Source organism: Phyllobacterium myrsinacearum (assembly GCF_002980555.1).
Lineage (GTDB): Bacteria > Pseudomonadota > Alphaproteobacteria > Rhizobiales > Rhizobiaceae > Phyllobacterium > Phyllobacterium myrsinacearum.
The window spans coordinates 152,883-167,936 of record NZ_PVBT01000010.1; the positions used below are offsets into that span (position 1 = coordinate 152,883).

Consider the following 15,054-nt stretch of genomic DNA (forward strand, 5'->3'; position numbering starts at 1 on the left):
CCAGCGGCGAACTGGCCGCTGACTGAATAAGCCATCTTATTCCGCCGCCTGTGCTTGCGCGCTGGCGGCGGTTGCTTTTCTGGAGAAGACAAAGGCCAGGATGAAGCTTGCCGTCAGCAAAAGCACGATGGTCGGCGCCGGGGCGCTGTCGAGGAAGAAACTCAGATAGATGCCGGCCAGGGAGGTTGCCACCGCGACAAGTGCCGAGACCAGCAGCATCCGCTCGAACCGTTTGGTCAAGAGGAAGGCGATGGAGCCTGGCGCAATCAGCATGGCGACGGCAAGGATGATGCCAACGGCCTTGAGCGCGCCGACGATGGTCAGCGACAGGATGCACAGCAGGCCATAATGCAGGAATTTGACCGGCAGACCGATGGCCTGCGCGTGCTGCGGATCAAAGGCATGCAACAGCAAATCCCGCCGCCAGATGCCAAGTGCCAGCAAGGTCACGGCTGCTATCGCCCCGGTTTCGGCGACATCGCGCCATGCCACGCCGAGCATATCGCCGAACAGGATGTGGTCGAGATGCACGTCGGACTGGATTTTGGTGTAGAGCACAATGCCAAGGCCGAACATGCCGGAAAACACTACGCCCATGACCGTGTCTTCCTTCACCCGGCTGTTCTGCTTGAGGAAGCCGGTGGCGAGCGCACAGATCATGCCTGCCGCAAAGGCCCCGATGGCCAATGGGATACCCGCGATATAGGCGAGCACCACGCCGGGCAGCACCGCATGCGAGATCGCATCTCCCATCAGCGACCAGCCCTTCAGGACGAGAAAGGGCGAGAGCAGACCCATGGGAATTGCCACGAGAAGCGTGATGACAAAGGCCTGCTGCATGAAGCCGAAGCTGAACGGCTGCAGCAAAAGCTGGATCAGGTCGCTCATAGTCCCTCCTCCAGTGCCAGGCGGGCGCGGCGGCGCGCGGCGAGCGTTCCGTGCTTGGGCGCGAAAACAAAGGCGGTGAGAAAGACGAGCGTCTGCAGCACCACGATGATGCCGCCCGTCGCCCCGTCGAGAAAATAGCTGAGATAGGCGCCGATGAAACTGGTCGAGGTACCGATCAGCACACTGGTCTGGATCAGGCGTGGAAAACGGTCATGCAGGAGGTAGGCTGTTGCGCCGGGGGTGACGACCATCGCCACCACCAGAAACGCCCCCACCGTCTGCATGGCAGCCACCGTCGACGCGCTGAGCAGCGTAAAGAACAGGATTTTCAAAAATGGCGGATTGAGCCCGATGGAACGGGCATGATTTTCGTCGAAGAATGTCACCATCAAATCCTTCCATTTGACCAGGAGGACGGCCAGCGACACCCCGCAAATAATTACCAGCTGCAGCGTATCCTCCGGCGTGATCGCCAGGATATTGCCGAGCACGATGGTCTGGATATTCACCGAGGCGGGGGACAGCGACATCATGAACAGGCCGAGCCCGAAGAAGGAGGTGAAGATCAGGCCGATGATGGCGTCCTCCTTCAGCTTTGTCCGCTGGTTGAGAAACAGCATGGCGACTGCGGCGAGACCGCCGGAAAAGAACGCGCCGATGGAAAACGGCAGGCCGAGCATGTAGGCGCCGGCAACACCGGGCACGATGGAATGGGAGAGCGCATCGCCGATCAGCGACCAGCCCTTCAGCATCAGATAAGCCGACAGGAAGGCGCAGACGCCGCCGACCAGCGCACTGACCCACATGGCATTGATCATGTAGCTGTAGGAAAAGGGTTCGAGAAGCAGCTGCATCATGATTGCGGCTTACCTTTCCCCTTGGGTTCGCCATAGATCACGAAGGGGCGTTCATCGTCGCTGAGCACCGTCACGCTGCGCGGATCCGCGTCGGCATGCAGATCAACGCCACCGAGGATGAAGTGCCGCAGCACGCCGCCGAAGGTCATTTCCAGATTGGCCTGCGTGAATACCTCCGCGGTCGGACCGGAAGCCAGGACGGTACGGTTGACCAGCACGGCCCGGTCACAGAATTCGGGCACGCTGCCGAGATTGTGGGTGGAGACCAGCATGACCTTGCCGTCATCGCGCAGGGATCGCAAAAGGCCGATAATGGCCTCCTCCGTGCGCACGTCGACGCCGGTGAAAGGCTCATCCAGAAGAATGATATCGCCTTCCTGCGCCAACGCGCGGGCAAGGAAGACACGCTTCTTCTGACCGCCCGAAAGCTCGCCGATCTGGCGCTTGCGGAAATCCGTCATGCCGACCCGCTCCAGCGCGGCCGTCACCATGTGCTGGTCGCGCTTTTTCGGCATGCGCAGAAAATTCATATGGCCATATCGTCCCATCATCACGACGTCTTCGACCAGAACCGGAAAATTCCAGTCGACATCCTCGCTCTGCGGCACATAGGCCACCACATTGCGTTTGAGCGCCCGTCCCGCCTGTTCACCCAGAATCGACACCGATCCCCTGGCGAGGGGCACGAAACCCATGATGGCCTTGAACAGGGTGGACTTGCCGCTGCCGTTGACGCCGACCAGCGCGGTTATGGACCCGCGCGGGATATCGAAGCTGGCATTGCGCAGGGCCGTGTGGCCATTGCGATAGGTCACGGTCACGTCATGCACGGAAAGACCAGCCCCCCGCTTTGCAGCGGAGGGGCCGGCGAGCGCTTGGGAGGACGCGCTCACTGGGTAAAGCCTTTGGCAACGGTTTGTGCCGTGACGCGCAGGAGATCGAGGTAGGTGGGCACCGGACCATCGGGATCGCTGAGCGAATCGACATAGAGAACACCGCCATATTTGGCACCGGTCTCGCGGGCGACCTGTTTGGCGGGCGAAGCGGAAATCGTGCTTTCACTGAAAACCACCGGGATTTTCTCGGCGCGAACCTTGTCGATCACTTTACGAACCTGCTGGGGTGTACCCTGCTGATCGGCATTGATCGGCCAGAGATAAAGCTCCTTCATGTCGAAATCGCGCGCGAGATAGCTGAAGGCGCCTTCACTTGTCACCAGCCAGCGGCGCTCTGCGGGAACAGCCGCCAGGCTTTCGCGGATAGGCGCAACCGTTGCCCGGATCTTTTCCGCATAGGCGGCGGCATTGCGGTCATAGATGGCGGCATTGGCCGGATCATATTTGCCAAGCGCCTTGCGGATATTTTCCACGTACACCAGCGCGGCATTGGGCGACATCCAGGCATGCGGGTTCGGCTTGCCCTCGTAGGGGCCTTCCGAAATGCCCATCGGCTCCACACCCTCGCTGACGATGGCGCTCGGAACATTCTTGACGTTGCCGAAAAATTTCTCGAACCAGCGTTCCAGACCCAGGCCGTTCCACAGGACAAGATTGGCATCCTGCGCCTTCAGGATGTCACCGGGTGTCGGCTGATAATCATGAATTTCCGCATTGGGCTTGGTGATCGAATCCACATTCGCCGCGTCCCCCGCAACATTGCGGGCCATGTCGGCGATGATCGTAAAGGTCGTGACCACCTTGAATTTCTTGCCATCGGCGGCGGACGCCGGGCCAAGGATCGTCAATAGAGCAAAAACAGCAATCAACAGTCGGGAAAATCTCATATCGCCTCCAGCAAACCGGGAAAATGGTGAGCTTTTTCGTCACCATTGTTACTCCATAACGGCTCGCGGGAGGCGCGTCAATGCAAATGCGAATGATTTGCAAAAAGAAATCCATTCCGGTTTCCCGCAGTATGCGGAAGGTCCGGCGCTGAAATTCTGTGTACCAATGCGCGTATTTCCCGAGGCCAGTTGAGAATCTTTGCAACTGAGCGCGTTCTGGCGCATAATCCCGTCTATGAAACATGCTCTCAATCAGAAGCCGGATTACGAGAAGGAACTGCGCAAGGCAGGCGTTCGCATCACCCGTCCGCGCCGAATCATTCTCGATATTCTGACCTCCACGGAAGACCACCCGGATGCGATGAAGATTTTCCATCGCGCCATCGAGATCGATGACAGCATTTCGCTCTCGACCGTCTACCGGACCATGAATCTCCTCGAAGAAATGGGCGCCATTCATCGCCACGCCTTCAATGGCGGCCCGTCGCGCTTCGAACAGGCGCATGGCGAGCATCACGACCACCTGATCGACGTCGATACGGGAGATGTGATCGAATTCCAGTCGGACAAGATCGAAAAGCTGCAGGAAGAGATTGCCCGCGCGCTTGGCTATGACATCATCCATCACCGGCTCGAACTTTATGGGCGGAAATCCAAGCGGCCGGAATAGCTGGCATCTTTGCGCACAAACGTCCAAGACGTCTGCTTTCGCGTGAAGCATAACTTCCGCTGGCATTTGCCCGAGGGAGTTATGCATGCAAACGGTCCAATCGAAATCCTACAAGGCCATCAATTTCTCCGAAAAGTTCAAGCTGTTTTCTGAACAGTGGACACCCAAAGTGGTGGCGGAACTCAACGATTATCAATTCAAGATCGTCCGCATCGAAGGCGACTTCGTCTGGCACGATCATCCGGAAACCGATGAGGCATTCATTGTCCTGGACGGGGAACTGCGCATCGATTTCCGCGACGGGTTCGTGACGATCAAGCCGGGTGAAATGTATGTCGTCCCCAAAGGGGTTGCGCACAAGCCCTATGCCGAAACGGAAGTCAGACTGATGCTGATTGAGCCGCGCGGGGTTCTCAATACCGGCCATGAGGGCGGTGAGCGGACAGCACAGAACGACGTGTGGGTCTAACAGCTCTTACGCAATCTGTGCCAATTCGCGGCGCAGAAAATCGTTCAGCCGGTCAATGGCCGGGCTGGACGACACCGGGCTGCGCATGATGCCGATTTCCAGATCACGCAGCGGCGGCAGGCCCTCATTCTCACCGATAATGCGCAGGGTCGACGGCACGCTGCAGGCGGCAAGCGCTGCCACAGCCAGCCCGGCCTGCACCACAGCGATTAATCCGAGCAGGCTGGCGCTGGAATAGGTGCAGCGATAGCTGCGATCCGCATCCCCCAGCGCGTCCAGCACATTCATGCGCGCGGCACAACCGGGCTCAAACAGGGCAATGCGCAGCGGATCGTTTTCCCAGGCAACGTGGGTTGGCGATGCAACCCAGATCAAACGCTCCCGGCGGATCACCTCCAGCGGCTGGGTGGCCCCGCGGGTGACAATCGCCAGGTTGACACGGTCCTCATCGATCGCCTTGACCAGCGAAGTCGATTGCTCGCAGACCAGTTCGACAGTGACCAGCGGATGCTCCTCGGCAAACCGCGACAGAACAGGCGGCAGCAGGAACGCCGCATAGTCATCGGGCACACCAAGCCGCACACTGCCAGTTTCCTCGGGGCGAGTGACATTGGCCCAGGCCTCATCGGACAACCGCAGCAACCGCCGCGCATAATTGAGAAAATTCTCACCGGCCAGATTCGGCTCGACGGAGCGGGGATTGCGAATGAGGAGCTGTTTGCCCACCGCCTGTTCCAGCCGCTGCATCTGCATGCTGACGGCCGACTGGCTGCGGCCGACGCGCGGGGCGGCAGCCGACAGGCTGCCGGTTTCAATGACGGTTACAAACGTCCGCAAGAGATCGAGGTCGAGGGGTGCAGCCATAATGCCATCAACATAGCGAATAGTTCATTCCAAATCTATTCGTTTGTTTGCTGGCAATCAATGGCGCTAACTGAATGCTCTTTACATACAGGGACGCCCGCATGACCGAACCCATTTCGGAACGTTTTCCGGCAGCACGGCTGGCCGTTGCCATGGCCATCATCGGGACCGTCGGTGCCTTTGCAACGGAGACCCGGCTCGATCCGGTCACGATCGTCTTCTGGCGCTGTGTTTTCGGCACGGTCTTCCTCGCCGCATGGTGTTTCCTGCGCGGTTATCTCCCCGACCGGACGCTCTCCTGGCCGCGGCTGGGCCGGGCAGCGCTCGGCGGCATCTGCATGGTGCTCAGCTGGGTGTCGTTTTTTGCCGGCTTCCGCATGACGTCGATTGCGACCACCACCATCATCTACCACATCCAGCCGTTCTTCGTTGTTCTCATCGGCGCGACCCTTTTGAAGGAGCGCATCACCGTCGATCAGATCATCTGGATGCTCGGCGCCTTTCTCGGCGTCGTCCTGGCCAGCGGCCTTGTCGGCGCGGCGGCACCGGTCAGCACGCTATGGGTTCTTGGGATCGTCATGTCGCTCGGCGCAGCGGTGCTTTATGCCGCCGCTACTATTCTCGCCAAGGGCCTCGGCGAGCAACGGCCGGAAATCACGGTGCTCTGCCAGACCATCGTCGGCATCGTCATGCTCGCGCCCTTTGCCAATTGGGCGGAGCCCGTGCCGCTGGCGTCCTGGGGCTGGCTGGCCAGTATCGGCATCCTCCACACGGGCATTGCCTATATCCTGATCTATTCCGCCTATCCCCGCCTGTCGACACCGGTCATCGGCGTCCTGACCTTCATTTACCCCATCGTCGCCATCATCGTGGACTGGGCGATTTACGCGCATCCCCTGGGAATGGCGCAAGCCGCCGGCATGCTGCTGATTGCCTGCGGGACGCTGGGCGTGCGGCTCGGATGGCAGATTCCCTGGCGGCGGACTTCGCCGGCCTGACTCCCCCAACACATGAAAAAGCCGCCCGGAGGCGGCTCTTTCGTCAAAGGATGCAAAAGAATCAGGCGGCGTTGGAAGCCGGCTGCGCCGTCAGCAATTCATAGATAAGGGTCGCATCATGGGCGGTGCGCAGTTTGGCAATCCGCTCGGGATCGCGCAGCATGCGGGCAATCCGCGACAAGGCCTTCAGATGATCGGCGCCAGCATTCTCCGGCGCCAGCAGAAGAAAAACAATATCAACGGGCTGATCGTCCAGCGCTTCGAAATCCACGGGGGTTTCGAGCTGCGCAAAGACCCCGGTGATGCGTTTGACGCTGTTGATCTTGCCATGCGGAATGGCAATGCCATTGCCAACGCCAGTCGAACCAAGGCGTTCGCGCTGCAGGACGGTGTCGAACACCTCCCGCTCCGTCAAACCGGTCAAGGCGGCAGCCTTCTCCGACATGATCTGCAAAAGCTGCTTTTTGGAATTGACTTTCAATGCGGGCAGGACAGCGTCGGGCTGAATGAGGTCACCCAGATCCATTATTCTCTTCCTTCCTGTTACCGTCCGCGCTTTTGGGGGCGCGGACGGTAGTTCAAATTTCGCCTAAGACCCGGCGCCGTTCTGACCGGCCACGGCCGATGGATCGATCCAGCCGATGTTGCCGTCAGCGCGGCGGTATACGATATTCACCTGCGTACTGCCAGAGTTGCGGAAGACAACCACTGGACTATCTTTCAGATCGAGCTCAACCACAGCGGATGCGACACTCATGCTCCTGAGCGCCATCGATGTCTCGGCCACGATTGTCGGCGCGTAATCCTCCGGAATATCCTCATCTTCATCCGGTACAGGGGCTACGACCCGGTAGGAAATATCGTCGAAAACACCGTTCGAGCCGGGCGCCTGATGCGATTTCAGACGCCGCTTGTAACGGCGAAGGCGCTTGTCCACGCGTTCTCCGGCTGCATCAAAAGCAAGCTGAGGATCCTGTGCCTCGCCCGCCGCCTGCAGCACCGTGCCGGTATCGAGACGGATCAGGCAATCGGCGATAAAGCGCGACCCCTGTTTCTCCACTGTGACGTGGCCTGTATATCCGCCATCGAAATACTTGGTCACCATCTCACCGATCCGTTCGTCAATGCGAATGCGGAAAGCGTCACCAATGTCCATATGTTTCCCAGATACACGCAGACTCATGATACCTCACCTTCGTTGTGACTTTTCATTGCCCGAGCCAATCTACACTGTTGTTGAGAGACGAGCAAAGACATCCCGCACATTCCATGCGAGCGATCCATCACATTTCACTTTCTGATTCTTCATCTCCAAAGGCGCGCTTTCGCTTCAATCGATGCAAATTACCGGCGCTTCACTCTCCCTTGACCAAGCTTCTATGGCCCGGTTCATTTACCCACTCGCCCGGATTCTACACCTGTGCGCCGGATGAATCCAGAGTTTCCGTCGCCCTTGCGAGCAGAAGCCTCCGCTTTTTTCTCCCGGCGCCTTTGCACTGAGGACGCGATGTTCATCGCCTCGCGGTACTTGGCGACGGTGCGCCGTGCAATATCAACGCCCTGGCCCTTCAAAAGATCCACGATCGTGTCATCCGATAAAACATCGTCCGGCTTTTCATTGTCGATCAGCAGCTTGATCTGATGCCGTACAGACTGCGAAGAGTGCTGCTCGCCACCTTCGGTGGCCGAAATCGCCGCGTTGAAAAAATAGCGCAACTCGAACACACCGCGCTTCGTCAGCATGTATTTGTTGGCGGTGACGCGGCTGACGGTCGATTCGTGCATGCCGATGGCGTCGGCCACATTCCTTAAATTGAGCGGTTTCAGATGGGCGACGCCGAGCTGCAGGAACTCCGCCTGCTGGCGCACGATTTCCGTCGCCACCTTCAGGATCGTCTGGGCGCGCTGATCCAGGCTGCGCGTCAGCCAGTTGGCGTTTTGCAGGCATTCGCTGAGAAACCCCTTTTCGGCGGGGGATGCCGTTACCTTTGCAATGGTCGCATAATAGATGTTGTTGACGAGGACCCGCGGCAGCGCATCCGGATTAAGCTCGATATTCCACGTCCCGTCCGGCGCCCTATCGACATGCACGTCCGGGATGATGCTGTCGGCCACACCCGAGGAGAAGGCCGTTCCGGGCTTTGGATCAAGCAGGCGAATCTCCTGCAGCATATCGAGAAGATCGGTATCGCCGACGCGGCACAGCTTTCTCAGGCTCTGAAAATCACGCTTCGCCAGGAGCTCCAGATTCTGCAGAAGCATCGCCATTGCCGGATCAAGCCGGTCTTTCGCGCGCAGCTGCAGAGCCAGGCATTCAGCCAGATCACGGGCAAACAGGCCCGCCGGTTCGAACGTCTGCAACACGGCAATCAGCCTCCCGATATGGGCCGTATCGGTGCCAAGCCGCGTGGCAATCTCATCAGCATCGACGCGCAGATAGCCCATCTCGTCGAGATGATCGGCAAGCTCCGCGGCAATCAGGCGGTCCGCGGCATTTTCGAAGGCGAAAATGATCTGCTCGCCGACATGATCGCGCAGCGTCAATGGCGATGCGGTCACCTGTTCAAGATTGAAGCCCTCGCCGCCGGTCGACACATAGCCATCGCCCGAGGAAGACTTCCATTGCGAGGCAAGATCGCCGGCAATGAAGTCATGCGTTCCCGGATCGTCCGGGAAAATGTTTTCCAGCGAGCTGTCGAACGTCTCGGACATGGAGCCGGAACTGGTCGACTCGCCGCTGACAAGCCAATGGTCGTTCTGTTCATTGCCGCCCGAATCGTCCGGGCCGTCATCAATGCCGGCATTGCGAGGGAAATCGCCACCATCCACCGGCCCGCGCCCATCGGAAATATCCCTGCCCTCAAAGGAAAAACCGTCTCCCGACGCTTCGTCGCGTTCCAGCAGCGGATTCTTTTCTATCTCCTGTTCGATGAATTGCTCAAGTTCGACATGGGACAATTGCAGCAGCCGAATCGACTGCATGAGCAGCGGCGTCATCACCAGAGACTGGGTTTGTCTCAAATCGAGTTTTGGCGACAGGGCCATGGTGAACGCGGGTACTCCTGTACGAAATTCTTCTCAATGTACAGAAATGGCCCAATCCTTGCTTGTCAATTCCAGCAGGGCAAAAAACGACTCTTTTGGGCAAGATTCATCTGGATTGAACGGAGGGAAAGCAATTTCTGGCAAAAACTTGCCAGAAATTGACAAAATCACAGTTTGAACTGGTCACCGAGGTAGAGACGCCGGACATCCGGATTGGCAATAATCTCGTCCGGACGGCCGTGGGTCAGGACCTGCCCTGCATGAATGATGTAGGCGCGATCGATCAGCTTCAGCGTTTCGCGCACATTGTGGTCCGTGATCAGCACGCCGATGCCGCGGCTGGTCAGATGACGGACGAGCTGCTGGATGTCGGAGACCGCAATGGGATCAACGCCGGCAAACGGTTCGTCGAGCAGCATGAAATTGGGCCGCGAGGCCAAAGCCCGGGCAATTTCCAGCCGTCGGCGTTCACCGCCGGAGAGCGAAAGCGCCGGAGCCTTGCGCAGATGGGCGATATGGAATTCTTCCAGGAGGGAATCGAGTTCCTGCGCCCGTGCGGTGCGGTCCTTCTCGACCACTTCGAGCACGGCCTTGATGTTGTTTTCCACGGACAGGCCGCGGAAAATCGACGCTTCCTGTGGCAGATAGCCGATGCCGAGGCGCGAGCGGCGATACATCGGCATCGTCGTCACGTCAAAGCCATCGATTTCGATATTGCCCTTGTCGACCGGCACCAGGCCGGTGACCATGTAGAAACAGGTGGTCTTGCCGGCACCGTTGGGGCCGAGAATACCAACCGCCTCGCCGGCGCGCACGCCGAAGGAAACGCCATTGACCACCTGGCGGCCATTATAGCTCTTGGTGATACCGCGGGCGACCAGCGTGCCTTTCATCCGGTCCGTTGCCAACGGGTCGGCGGCGCGCATCTCCTGCGAAATGCGCGCGTCTGGCGACGTGGGAGTCTTGGTGGATCGACGGGAAAACAGGGACACGTATACCGCCGGCCTAGTTCTTCGGAGCGCTCTTTGGCGCAACAACGATAGAGACACGGCCTGTCTGTCCGTTCTTGCAGCTTTCCAGCTGTGCCTGGCCGCTCTTCATCTGGACAGTCAGCTTGCAGCCAACACCAACATTATCGCCCTGCGAGAGAACAACCTTGCTGCCGGTCAGGACCAGAACCTGCGTCTTCATGTCGAAGGTACCGTGGTCGCCGGTGGCAACCTGATCTTCGGACTTTACGTAAACCTTGTCGTTGACCTCGATGTGGTCGATGTCCTGGGCGCCTGCCCCGGCAGGTCCGGCTGACTTGGCCTCCGTTTTGGCAGCGGCCTTGTCGGCGGCTTTTTCCGCGTCGGTCTTTTCCGGCTTCTTGACGTAGTAGACGATCATGGAACCCGCCTTCATCAGCGTCGTTCCCTGGGTGACCGTTACATTGCCGGTGAAGGTGGCGGTTCCCACATCGTTATGCACGTCGAGGCGATCGGAATCGATCTGAATGGGCTGATCACTCGACAGTTTCATGCCGTTGTTCAGGGCGCCGGCCTTGCTCGCATCCTGCGCTGCGACAGGACCAATCATGGAGGATGCCCAAATACCCAATGCAACAGTCGAAATGCTGATCAGTCTTGTCCCGCGCGACATTGTCTCAATCTCCTAAATCCGGGATATCCCCACCTGGCCGGCAATCACTGCGGTGATTTGGCTTCGTTGCGACCTTCATGCAGCTTTGCGGGCTGAATGACAAGCCTGACACCCTTTTCAAAGACCATTACTTTGCCACTCTGAGTAATTTTCATACTGTCTGCGACGATACTGGCGCTGCTATTCTCGATCCTGACCGGCTGATCGCTCGATACCGAATTTTCTTGTATATTGATATCCGCAGATTTCAACTGTGCTTTCATGCCGTCCGAGGTTGTCAGCGTTATGTCATTGTCCAGCTTCAACTGACGGTTGGCATTGTCGTAAAGGCCGCCCTTGGCTTTGACCTGCGCCCGCAGATCCTGGCCAACCGGAATTTCCGCGCTGATGTTCTCCAGCGTGATCAGCGAGCTGTTGCCGACATCCTGCAATGCCCGTTCCGCACTCATCTTGTAGGGGAGCTTATCCTTGGTAAAGCCGTCCAGCTTGGGATTGGTCATGACCAGCTTGCCATCCTGAATGCCGGCACTGTCCAACGTGATATTGCTCGGGATGTTCGTCGTGGAGAAAAACGTGAACCACGAGAAAACCGCAGCACCGATGACGGCGACGGCAGGCAGGGCAAATTTCATGAAGCGCACGCGCCGCGAATGGCGTTCCGCTGCGCGAAAAACGTGCGAATCCTTCTCGGTGGCAGAAAATTGCCGCGCAACTTCCGCATGCTGCGCAGCAGCCGCTGTTGCATCACCGTTTGGATGCGAATGTTTCAATTCAATGGACATGTATTGGCTATGCTACCGATTACGATCTGTTGGCGCCCTGTTAGTTAAACGCCAATATGGTTATTTTTCGATGAAATGAACCAGAGCCCCTGGGACAAGTTGCATTTGACCGAACAAATATGCCGTCATCCCCCCATATACAAGGTGCAGTGCCGATTGCCTATATGGGGGTCATGTGTTGAAGCCCAGGGGTCTGGACTTCGTCTGAATGTTGCCGCAGAAGAATGCTTGCACTGAATTGGACAGGAAATGGACGATACGATGGCAAACACAGCTGACGCAATCATCGACAGGCGGCGTCTCCGGCGCAAGCTGACGTTCTGGCGTATCCTTTCCCTTCTGGTTGTGGCGCTTGCCCTGATCGGGCTTTACGGATTTCTCGCCGGTTCCGACCGTCTTTCCGGCAAAACCGCGGCGCATATTGCCAAGATCCGCGTCGAAGGCACGATTTTCGAGAACGACGAACTCATCAAGCGTCTGGGCGAGGTCGCCGATTCCACCGCGGTGAAAGGCGTTATTCTTTCGGTGGATTCACCCGGCGGCACCACGGCGGGCGGGGAAGCCATCTATGAGGCTGTGCGCAAGATTGCGATGAAAAAGCCTGTCGTTGCACAGGTTGGAACACTGGCAGCCTCGGCAGGCTACATGATTGCCAGCGGTTCAGACCATATTGTCGCACGCCAATCCTCCATCGTCGGGTCCATCGGCGTGCTGTTCCAGTATCCCGATATTTCGGAGCTGCTGACAAAGGTCGGCGTCAAGGTGGAAACCATCAAATCCAGCCCGCTGAAGGCCGAACCGAACTTTTTCAACCCCGCCAGCGACGAAGCCAAAGCCATGATCCATCGCATGATCATGGATTCCTATGACTGGTTTGTCGGTATCGTTCAGGAACGGCGGAAATTCACCCGCGAACAGACGCTTGCCCTGGCGGATGGATCGGTTTTCACCGGCAGGCAGGCCCTGGCCAACAAACTCATTGATGAACTTGGCGGGGAAGACAAGTCGATTGCCTGGCTGAAAACCAAGGGAATTGATGAGAAATTACCGGTCATTGAATGGAAACCCGCACAAAAGACAGCCTTCAGCTCGCTTCTGTCCCAATCCGCATTGAAAATGCTGGCACAATATCTCGGTATTCCGCAGGAAAGCACGGGGTTGCTGCGCGATTTGACCGGTGATCGCATCTTCCTTGACGGGCTCGTTTCTGTTTGGCACGTTGACGGCAGGCCGGTAGGGGCGCAATAGAATATTTAAGCTTACAGGATCAGTGACATAGTCATGATGGCCGTGTCGCTCGAACCTGAACCAGAAGGGATTATGCCGTGATCAAATCAGAGCTCGTCCAGATCATTGCCAACCGCAATCCGCACCTGTTTCAACGCGATGTCGAGAATATCGTCGGCGCCATTTTTGACGAGATCACCGACGCCCTTGCGGAAGGAAACCGGGTCGAGCTTCGGGGCTTCGGGGCTTTCTCGGTGAAAAACCGTCCCGCCCGCAGCGGCCGCAATCCCCGCACCGGCGACAGTGTCGAGGTCGAGGAAAAGTGGGTGCCATTTTTCAAGACCGGCAAGGAATTGCGCGACCGGCTGAACGCCGACTGAGCGCTGTCACAAGCCGGGGCGGCTTCATAGCCTGATGATACATGAAGTGCCGTTACCCTGGAGAGAGATATGATCAATCGCGTCGTTGTCGTCCTCATTCTCGTGCCGCTGGCAGTCATCCTGATTGCGTTGTCCGTGGCCAATCGCGGGCTGGTGACCTTTACGATTGATCCGTTCAATCCGGGCAATCCCGGCCTCTCCTATGCCGCGCCCCTCTTCGTCTGGCTGTTTCTTGCCCTCTTCGTCGGGCTGATCCTTGGCAGTTTCGCCACCTGGATCAACCAGGGCAGGCACCGCAAGCTGGCACGCCAGCGCAAGCAGGAAACCGAGCTTCTGCGCATGGAGGCGCGGAAATCGGCAGCCACACAGTCCACTCCCAATCTCCCATCCCTGCATTAAGCGGCATATTTTCAAGGATTTGCAATGAAACTGGTCTCTCCGGCTGATGTCGACGGGCTGCTGAACTGGCCGGACATGATCAACGCTATTGAAACGGCGTTCCGTCAGGGTGTTATCCAGCCGGTGCGCCACCATCACACGGTCGATCGCCCCGATGGCGCCGCATCGACGCTTCTGCTGATGCCAGCCTGGTCGGATTTCGACGCGCTCGGCGATTCGTCGAAAGGCTATATGGGCGTCAAGATCGTCACGGTATCGCCTGACAATGGAGCCATTGCGAAACCGGCTGTCATGGGCGTCTATCTGCTGCTCGACGGCAAGACCGGGGAACCCAAGGCTCTCATCGATGGCCAGCGTTTGACCACATGGCGCACCGCAGGCGCGTCCGCTCTTGCCGCCCGCTATCTCGCCCGCGACGATGCCTCCAAACTCGTTATCCTCGGCGCCGGCGCGCTCTCGGGTTTCCTCGCCCGCGCGCACAGCGCCGTCAGGCCGATCCGCGAGATTTCCATCTGGAACCGCAACATCGACAATGCGCGCAAAGTAGCGGCGGACCTTGTTGCCGATGGCTTCAATGCCAAGGCCGTCACCGACAAGGACGCGGCCATCGCCGATGCCGACATTGTCGCCGCGGGCACACTTTCGACCGAACCGCTCATTCTTGGCAGACATCTGAAGAAGGGCGCCCATGTCGATCTCATCGGTGCCTTTACCCCCACCATGCGGGAAAGCGACGATGAGTGCGTCAAGCGCGCGCGGGTGTTTGTCGACACCAGGGATGGTGCGCTGAAGGAAGGCGGCGATCTCGTCCAGCCAATCAAGGCAGGCGTGATCAGCGACAGCCACGTGATCGGCGACCTCTTCGATCTCACCCGCGGAACGGTGAAAGGGCGCGAGTCGCCCGATGAAATCACCCTGTTCAAGTCGGTCGGTGCGGCGCTCGAAGACCTGGCCGGAGGCATTCTGATCTATGAAAAGGCGATTGCAGCCTCTGCCTGAGTGTTTTTGCTTTCGCCTTTCCTCATCTTGGCATAGGAAACCACCATTGAAC

At 58.3% G+C, this 15,054-nt stretch carries 17 protein-coding genes and 1 pseudogene; 7 read left to right on the forward strand and 11 right to left on the reverse strand.

The genetic code is table 11. From position 1 onward, the window contains the following. Window positions 1-36: 36 nt before the first annotated feature. The 4 genes from C5750_RS25235 to C5750_RS25250 are packed head-to-tail and all read right to left on the reverse strand — an operon-like array spanning window position 37 to window position 3,528. On the reverse strand, window positions 37-888 hold the full coding sequence (locus C5750_RS25235; RefSeq protein ID WP_105738022.1) for a metal ABC transporter permease: 852 nt from the start codon (window positions 886-888) through the stop codon (window positions 37-39). Beyond that, on the reverse strand, window positions 885-1,745 hold the full coding sequence (locus C5750_RS25240; protein WP_105738024.1) for a metal ABC transporter permease: 861 nt from the start codon (window positions 1,743-1,745) through the stop codon (window positions 885-887). Before C5750_RS25240 ends, C5750_RS25235 begins: the two co-directional genes overlap by 4 nt. Further along, window positions 1,742-2,638 carry a manganese/iron ABC transporter ATP-binding protein gene (locus C5750_RS25245; RefSeq protein WP_105738026.1) on the reverse strand — a complete coding sequence of 299 codons (897 nt, stop codon included), beginning with the start codon at window positions 2,636-2,638 and terminating at the stop codon, window positions 1,742-1,744. The genes C5750_RS25240 and C5750_RS25245 overlap by 4 nt, the downstream gene beginning before the upstream one ends. Then, the gene (locus tag C5750_RS25250; protein ID WP_105738027.1) at window positions 2,635-3,528 is read right to left on the reverse strand and encodes a metal ABC transporter substrate-binding protein; all 894 of its coding nucleotides are present in this window, start codon (window positions 3,526-3,528) and stop codon (window positions 2,635-2,637) included. The genes C5750_RS25245 and C5750_RS25250 overlap by 4 nt, the downstream gene beginning before the upstream one ends. Before the next feature lie 235 nt (window positions 3,529-3,763). Here C5750_RS25250 and C5750_RS25255 point away from each other — a divergent pair, with 235 nt between their 5' ends. Further along, window positions 3,764-4,198, forward strand: coding sequence for a Fur family transcriptional regulator (locus tag C5750_RS25255; RefSeq protein WP_091878862.1), 435 nt, complete (start codon window positions 3,764-3,766; stop codon window positions 4,196-4,198). A gap of 85 nt (window positions 4,199-4,283) precedes the next feature. Continuing rightward, on the forward strand, window positions 4,284-4,667 hold the full coding sequence (locus tag C5750_RS25260) for a cupin domain-containing protein (RefSeq protein WP_105738029.1): 384 nt from the start codon (window positions 4,284-4,286) through the stop codon (window positions 4,665-4,667). Between the two features lie 6 nt (window positions 4,668-4,673). On the opposite strand, the gene C5750_RS25265 is transcribed toward C5750_RS25260, so the two are convergent. Then, a complete protein-coding gene (locus C5750_RS25265) occupies window positions 4,674-5,531 on the reverse strand; it encodes a LysR substrate-binding domain-containing protein (protein ID WP_105738031.1) in 858 nt (285 codons plus the stop codon). Between the two features lie 101 nt (window positions 5,532-5,632). Between C5750_RS25265 and C5750_RS25270 the strand changes: the two genes are divergently transcribed. Further along, entirely contained in the window at window positions 5,633-6,529 is an 897-nt protein-coding gene (locus C5750_RS25270; protein ID WP_105738033.1) for a DMT family transporter, read from the forward strand. Window positions 6,530-6,590: 61 nt separating this feature from the next. Here the strand turns inward: C5750_RS25270 and ptsN are convergent, their stop codons facing one another. The 6 genes and pseudogenes from ptsN to lptC all read right to left on the reverse strand — a co-directional run bounded on the left by ptsN (window position 6,591) and on the right by lptC (window position 11,997). Then, complete coding sequence (ptsN, locus tag C5750_RS25275; RefSeq protein WP_105738035.1) at window positions 6,591-7,055, reverse strand: PTS IIA-like nitrogen regulatory protein PtsN; 465 nt, start codon at window positions 7,053-7,055, stop codon at window positions 6,591-6,593. Window positions 7,056-7,118: 63 nt separating this feature from the next. Next, on the reverse strand, window positions 7,119-7,712 hold the full coding sequence (gene hpf, locus C5750_RS25280) for a ribosome hibernation-promoting factor, HPF/YfiA family (protein WP_091878871.1): 594 nt from the start codon (window positions 7,710-7,712) through the stop codon (window positions 7,119-7,121). Between the two features lie 206 nt (window positions 7,713-7,918). Then, the gene (rpoN, locus tag C5750_RS25285) at window positions 7,919-9,574 is read right to left on the reverse strand and encodes an RNA polymerase factor sigma-54 (RefSeq protein ID WP_105738037.1); all 1,656 of its coding nucleotides are present in this window, start codon (window positions 9,572-9,574) and stop codon (window positions 7,919-7,921) included. Between the two features lie 167 nt (window positions 9,575-9,741). After that, a pseudogene (gene lptB, locus C5750_RS25290) lies at window positions 9,742-10,470 on the reverse strand (LPS export ABC transporter ATP-binding protein); the annotation flags it as partial. Between the two features lie 109 nt (window positions 10,471-10,579). Continuing rightward, window positions 10,580-11,215 (reverse strand): LptA/OstA family protein, encoded by a 636-nt coding sequence (locus tag C5750_RS25295; RefSeq protein WP_105738041.1) that lies wholly within the window; start codon window positions 11,213-11,215, stop codon window positions 10,580-10,582. Window positions 11,216-11,259: 44 nt separating this feature from the next. Then, window positions 11,260-11,997, reverse strand: a complete 738-nt coding sequence (lptC, locus tag C5750_RS25300) for an LPS export ABC transporter periplasmic protein LptC (protein ID WP_105738043.1) — start codon at window positions 11,995-11,997, stop codon at window positions 11,260-11,262. A 261-nt stretch (window positions 11,998-12,258) separates the two neighbouring features. On the opposite strand from lptC, the gene sppA reads away from it, so the two are divergent. The 4 genes from sppA (at window position 12,259) to lhpI (ending at window position 15,002) form a co-directional block, all read left to right on the forward strand. After that, window positions 12,259-13,245 carry a signal peptide peptidase SppA gene (gene sppA, locus C5750_RS25305; protein ID WP_105738142.1) on the forward strand — a complete coding sequence of 329 codons (987 nt, stop codon included), beginning with the start codon at window positions 12,259-12,261 and terminating at the stop codon, window positions 13,243-13,245. 77 nt (window positions 13,246-13,322) lie between these two features. Beyond that, window positions 13,323-13,604 carry an integration host factor subunit beta gene (locus C5750_RS25310; RefSeq protein ID WP_091878879.1) on the forward strand — a complete coding sequence of 94 codons (282 nt, stop codon included), beginning with the start codon at window positions 13,323-13,325 and terminating at the stop codon, window positions 13,602-13,604. Between the two features lie 69 nt (window positions 13,605-13,673). Next, the gene (locus C5750_RS25315; RefSeq protein ID WP_105738045.1) at window positions 13,674-14,003 is read left to right on the forward strand and encodes a LapA family protein; all 330 of its coding nucleotides are present in this window, start codon (window positions 13,674-13,676) and stop codon (window positions 14,001-14,003) included. Between the two features lie 24 nt (window positions 14,004-14,027). Continuing rightward, window positions 14,028-15,002 carry a bifunctional Delta(1)-pyrroline-2-carboxylate/Delta(1)-piperideine-2-carboxylate reductase gene (lhpI, locus tag C5750_RS25320; RefSeq protein WP_105738047.1) on the forward strand — a complete coding sequence of 325 codons (975 nt, stop codon included), beginning with the start codon at window positions 14,028-14,030 and terminating at the stop codon, window positions 15,000-15,002. The last annotated feature ends 52 nt before the right edge of the window (window positions 15,003-15,054 follow it).

What these genes read in the sequence shown, in the direction of transcription:
- C5750_RS25235 (WP_105738022.1), bottom strand. Translation starts at nt 888, where the DNA reads ATGAGCGACCTGATCCAGCTTTTGCTGCAGCCGTTCAGCTTCGGCTTC.
- C5750_RS25255 (WP_091878862.1), top strand. Translation starts at nt 3,764, where the DNA reads ATGAAACATGCTCTCAATCAGAAGCCGGATTACGAGAAGGAACTGCGC.
- C5750_RS25315 (WP_105738045.1), top strand. Translation starts at nt 13,674, where the DNA reads ATGATCAATCGCGTCGTTGTCGTCCTCATTCTCGTGCCGCTGGCAGTC.
- C5750_RS25295 (WP_105738041.1), bottom strand. Translation starts at nt 11,215, where the DNA reads ATGTCGCGCGGGACAAGACTGATCAGCATTTCGACTGTTGCATTGGGT.
- rpoN (WP_105738037.1), bottom strand. Translation starts at nt 9,574, where the DNA reads ATGGCCCTGTCGCCAAAACTCGATTTGAGACAAACCCAGTCTCTGGTG.
- C5750_RS25270 (WP_105738033.1), top strand. Translation starts at nt 5,633, where the DNA reads ATGACCGAACCCATTTCGGAACGTTTTCCGGCAGCACGGCTGGCCGTT.
- C5750_RS25250 (WP_105738027.1), bottom strand. Translation starts at nt 3,528, where the DNA reads ATGAGATTTTCCCGACTGTTGATTGCTGTTTTTGCTCTATTGACGATC.
- lhpI (WP_105738047.1), top strand. Translation starts at nt 14,028, where the DNA reads ATGAAACTGGTCTCTCCGGCTGATGTCGACGGGCTGCTGAACTGGCCG.
- C5750_RS25260 (WP_105738029.1), top strand. Translation starts at nt 4,284, where the DNA reads ATGCAAACGGTCCAATCGAAATCCTACAAGGCCATCAATTTCTCCGAA.
- sppA (WP_105738142.1), top strand. Translation starts at nt 12,259, where the DNA reads ATGGCAAACACAGCTGACGCAATCATCGACAGGCGGCGTCTCCGGCGC.
- ptsN (WP_105738035.1), bottom strand. Translation starts at nt 7,055, where the DNA reads ATGGATCTGGGTGACCTCATTCAGCCCGACGCTGTCCTGCCCGCATTG.
- hpf (WP_091878871.1), bottom strand. Translation starts at nt 7,712, where the DNA reads ATGAGTCTGCGTGTATCTGGGAAACATATGGACATTGGTGACGCTTTC.
- lptC (WP_105738043.1), bottom strand. Translation starts at nt 11,997, where the DNA reads ATGTCCATTGAATTGAAACATTCGCATCCAAACGGTGATGCAACAGCG.
- C5750_RS25240 (WP_105738024.1), bottom strand. Translation starts at nt 1,745, where the DNA reads ATGATGCAGCTGCTTCTCGAACCCTTTTCCTACAGCTACATGATCAAT.
- C5750_RS25265 (WP_105738031.1), bottom strand. Translation starts at nt 5,531, where the DNA reads ATGGCTGCACCCCTCGACCTCGATCTCTTGCGGACGTTTGTAACCGTC.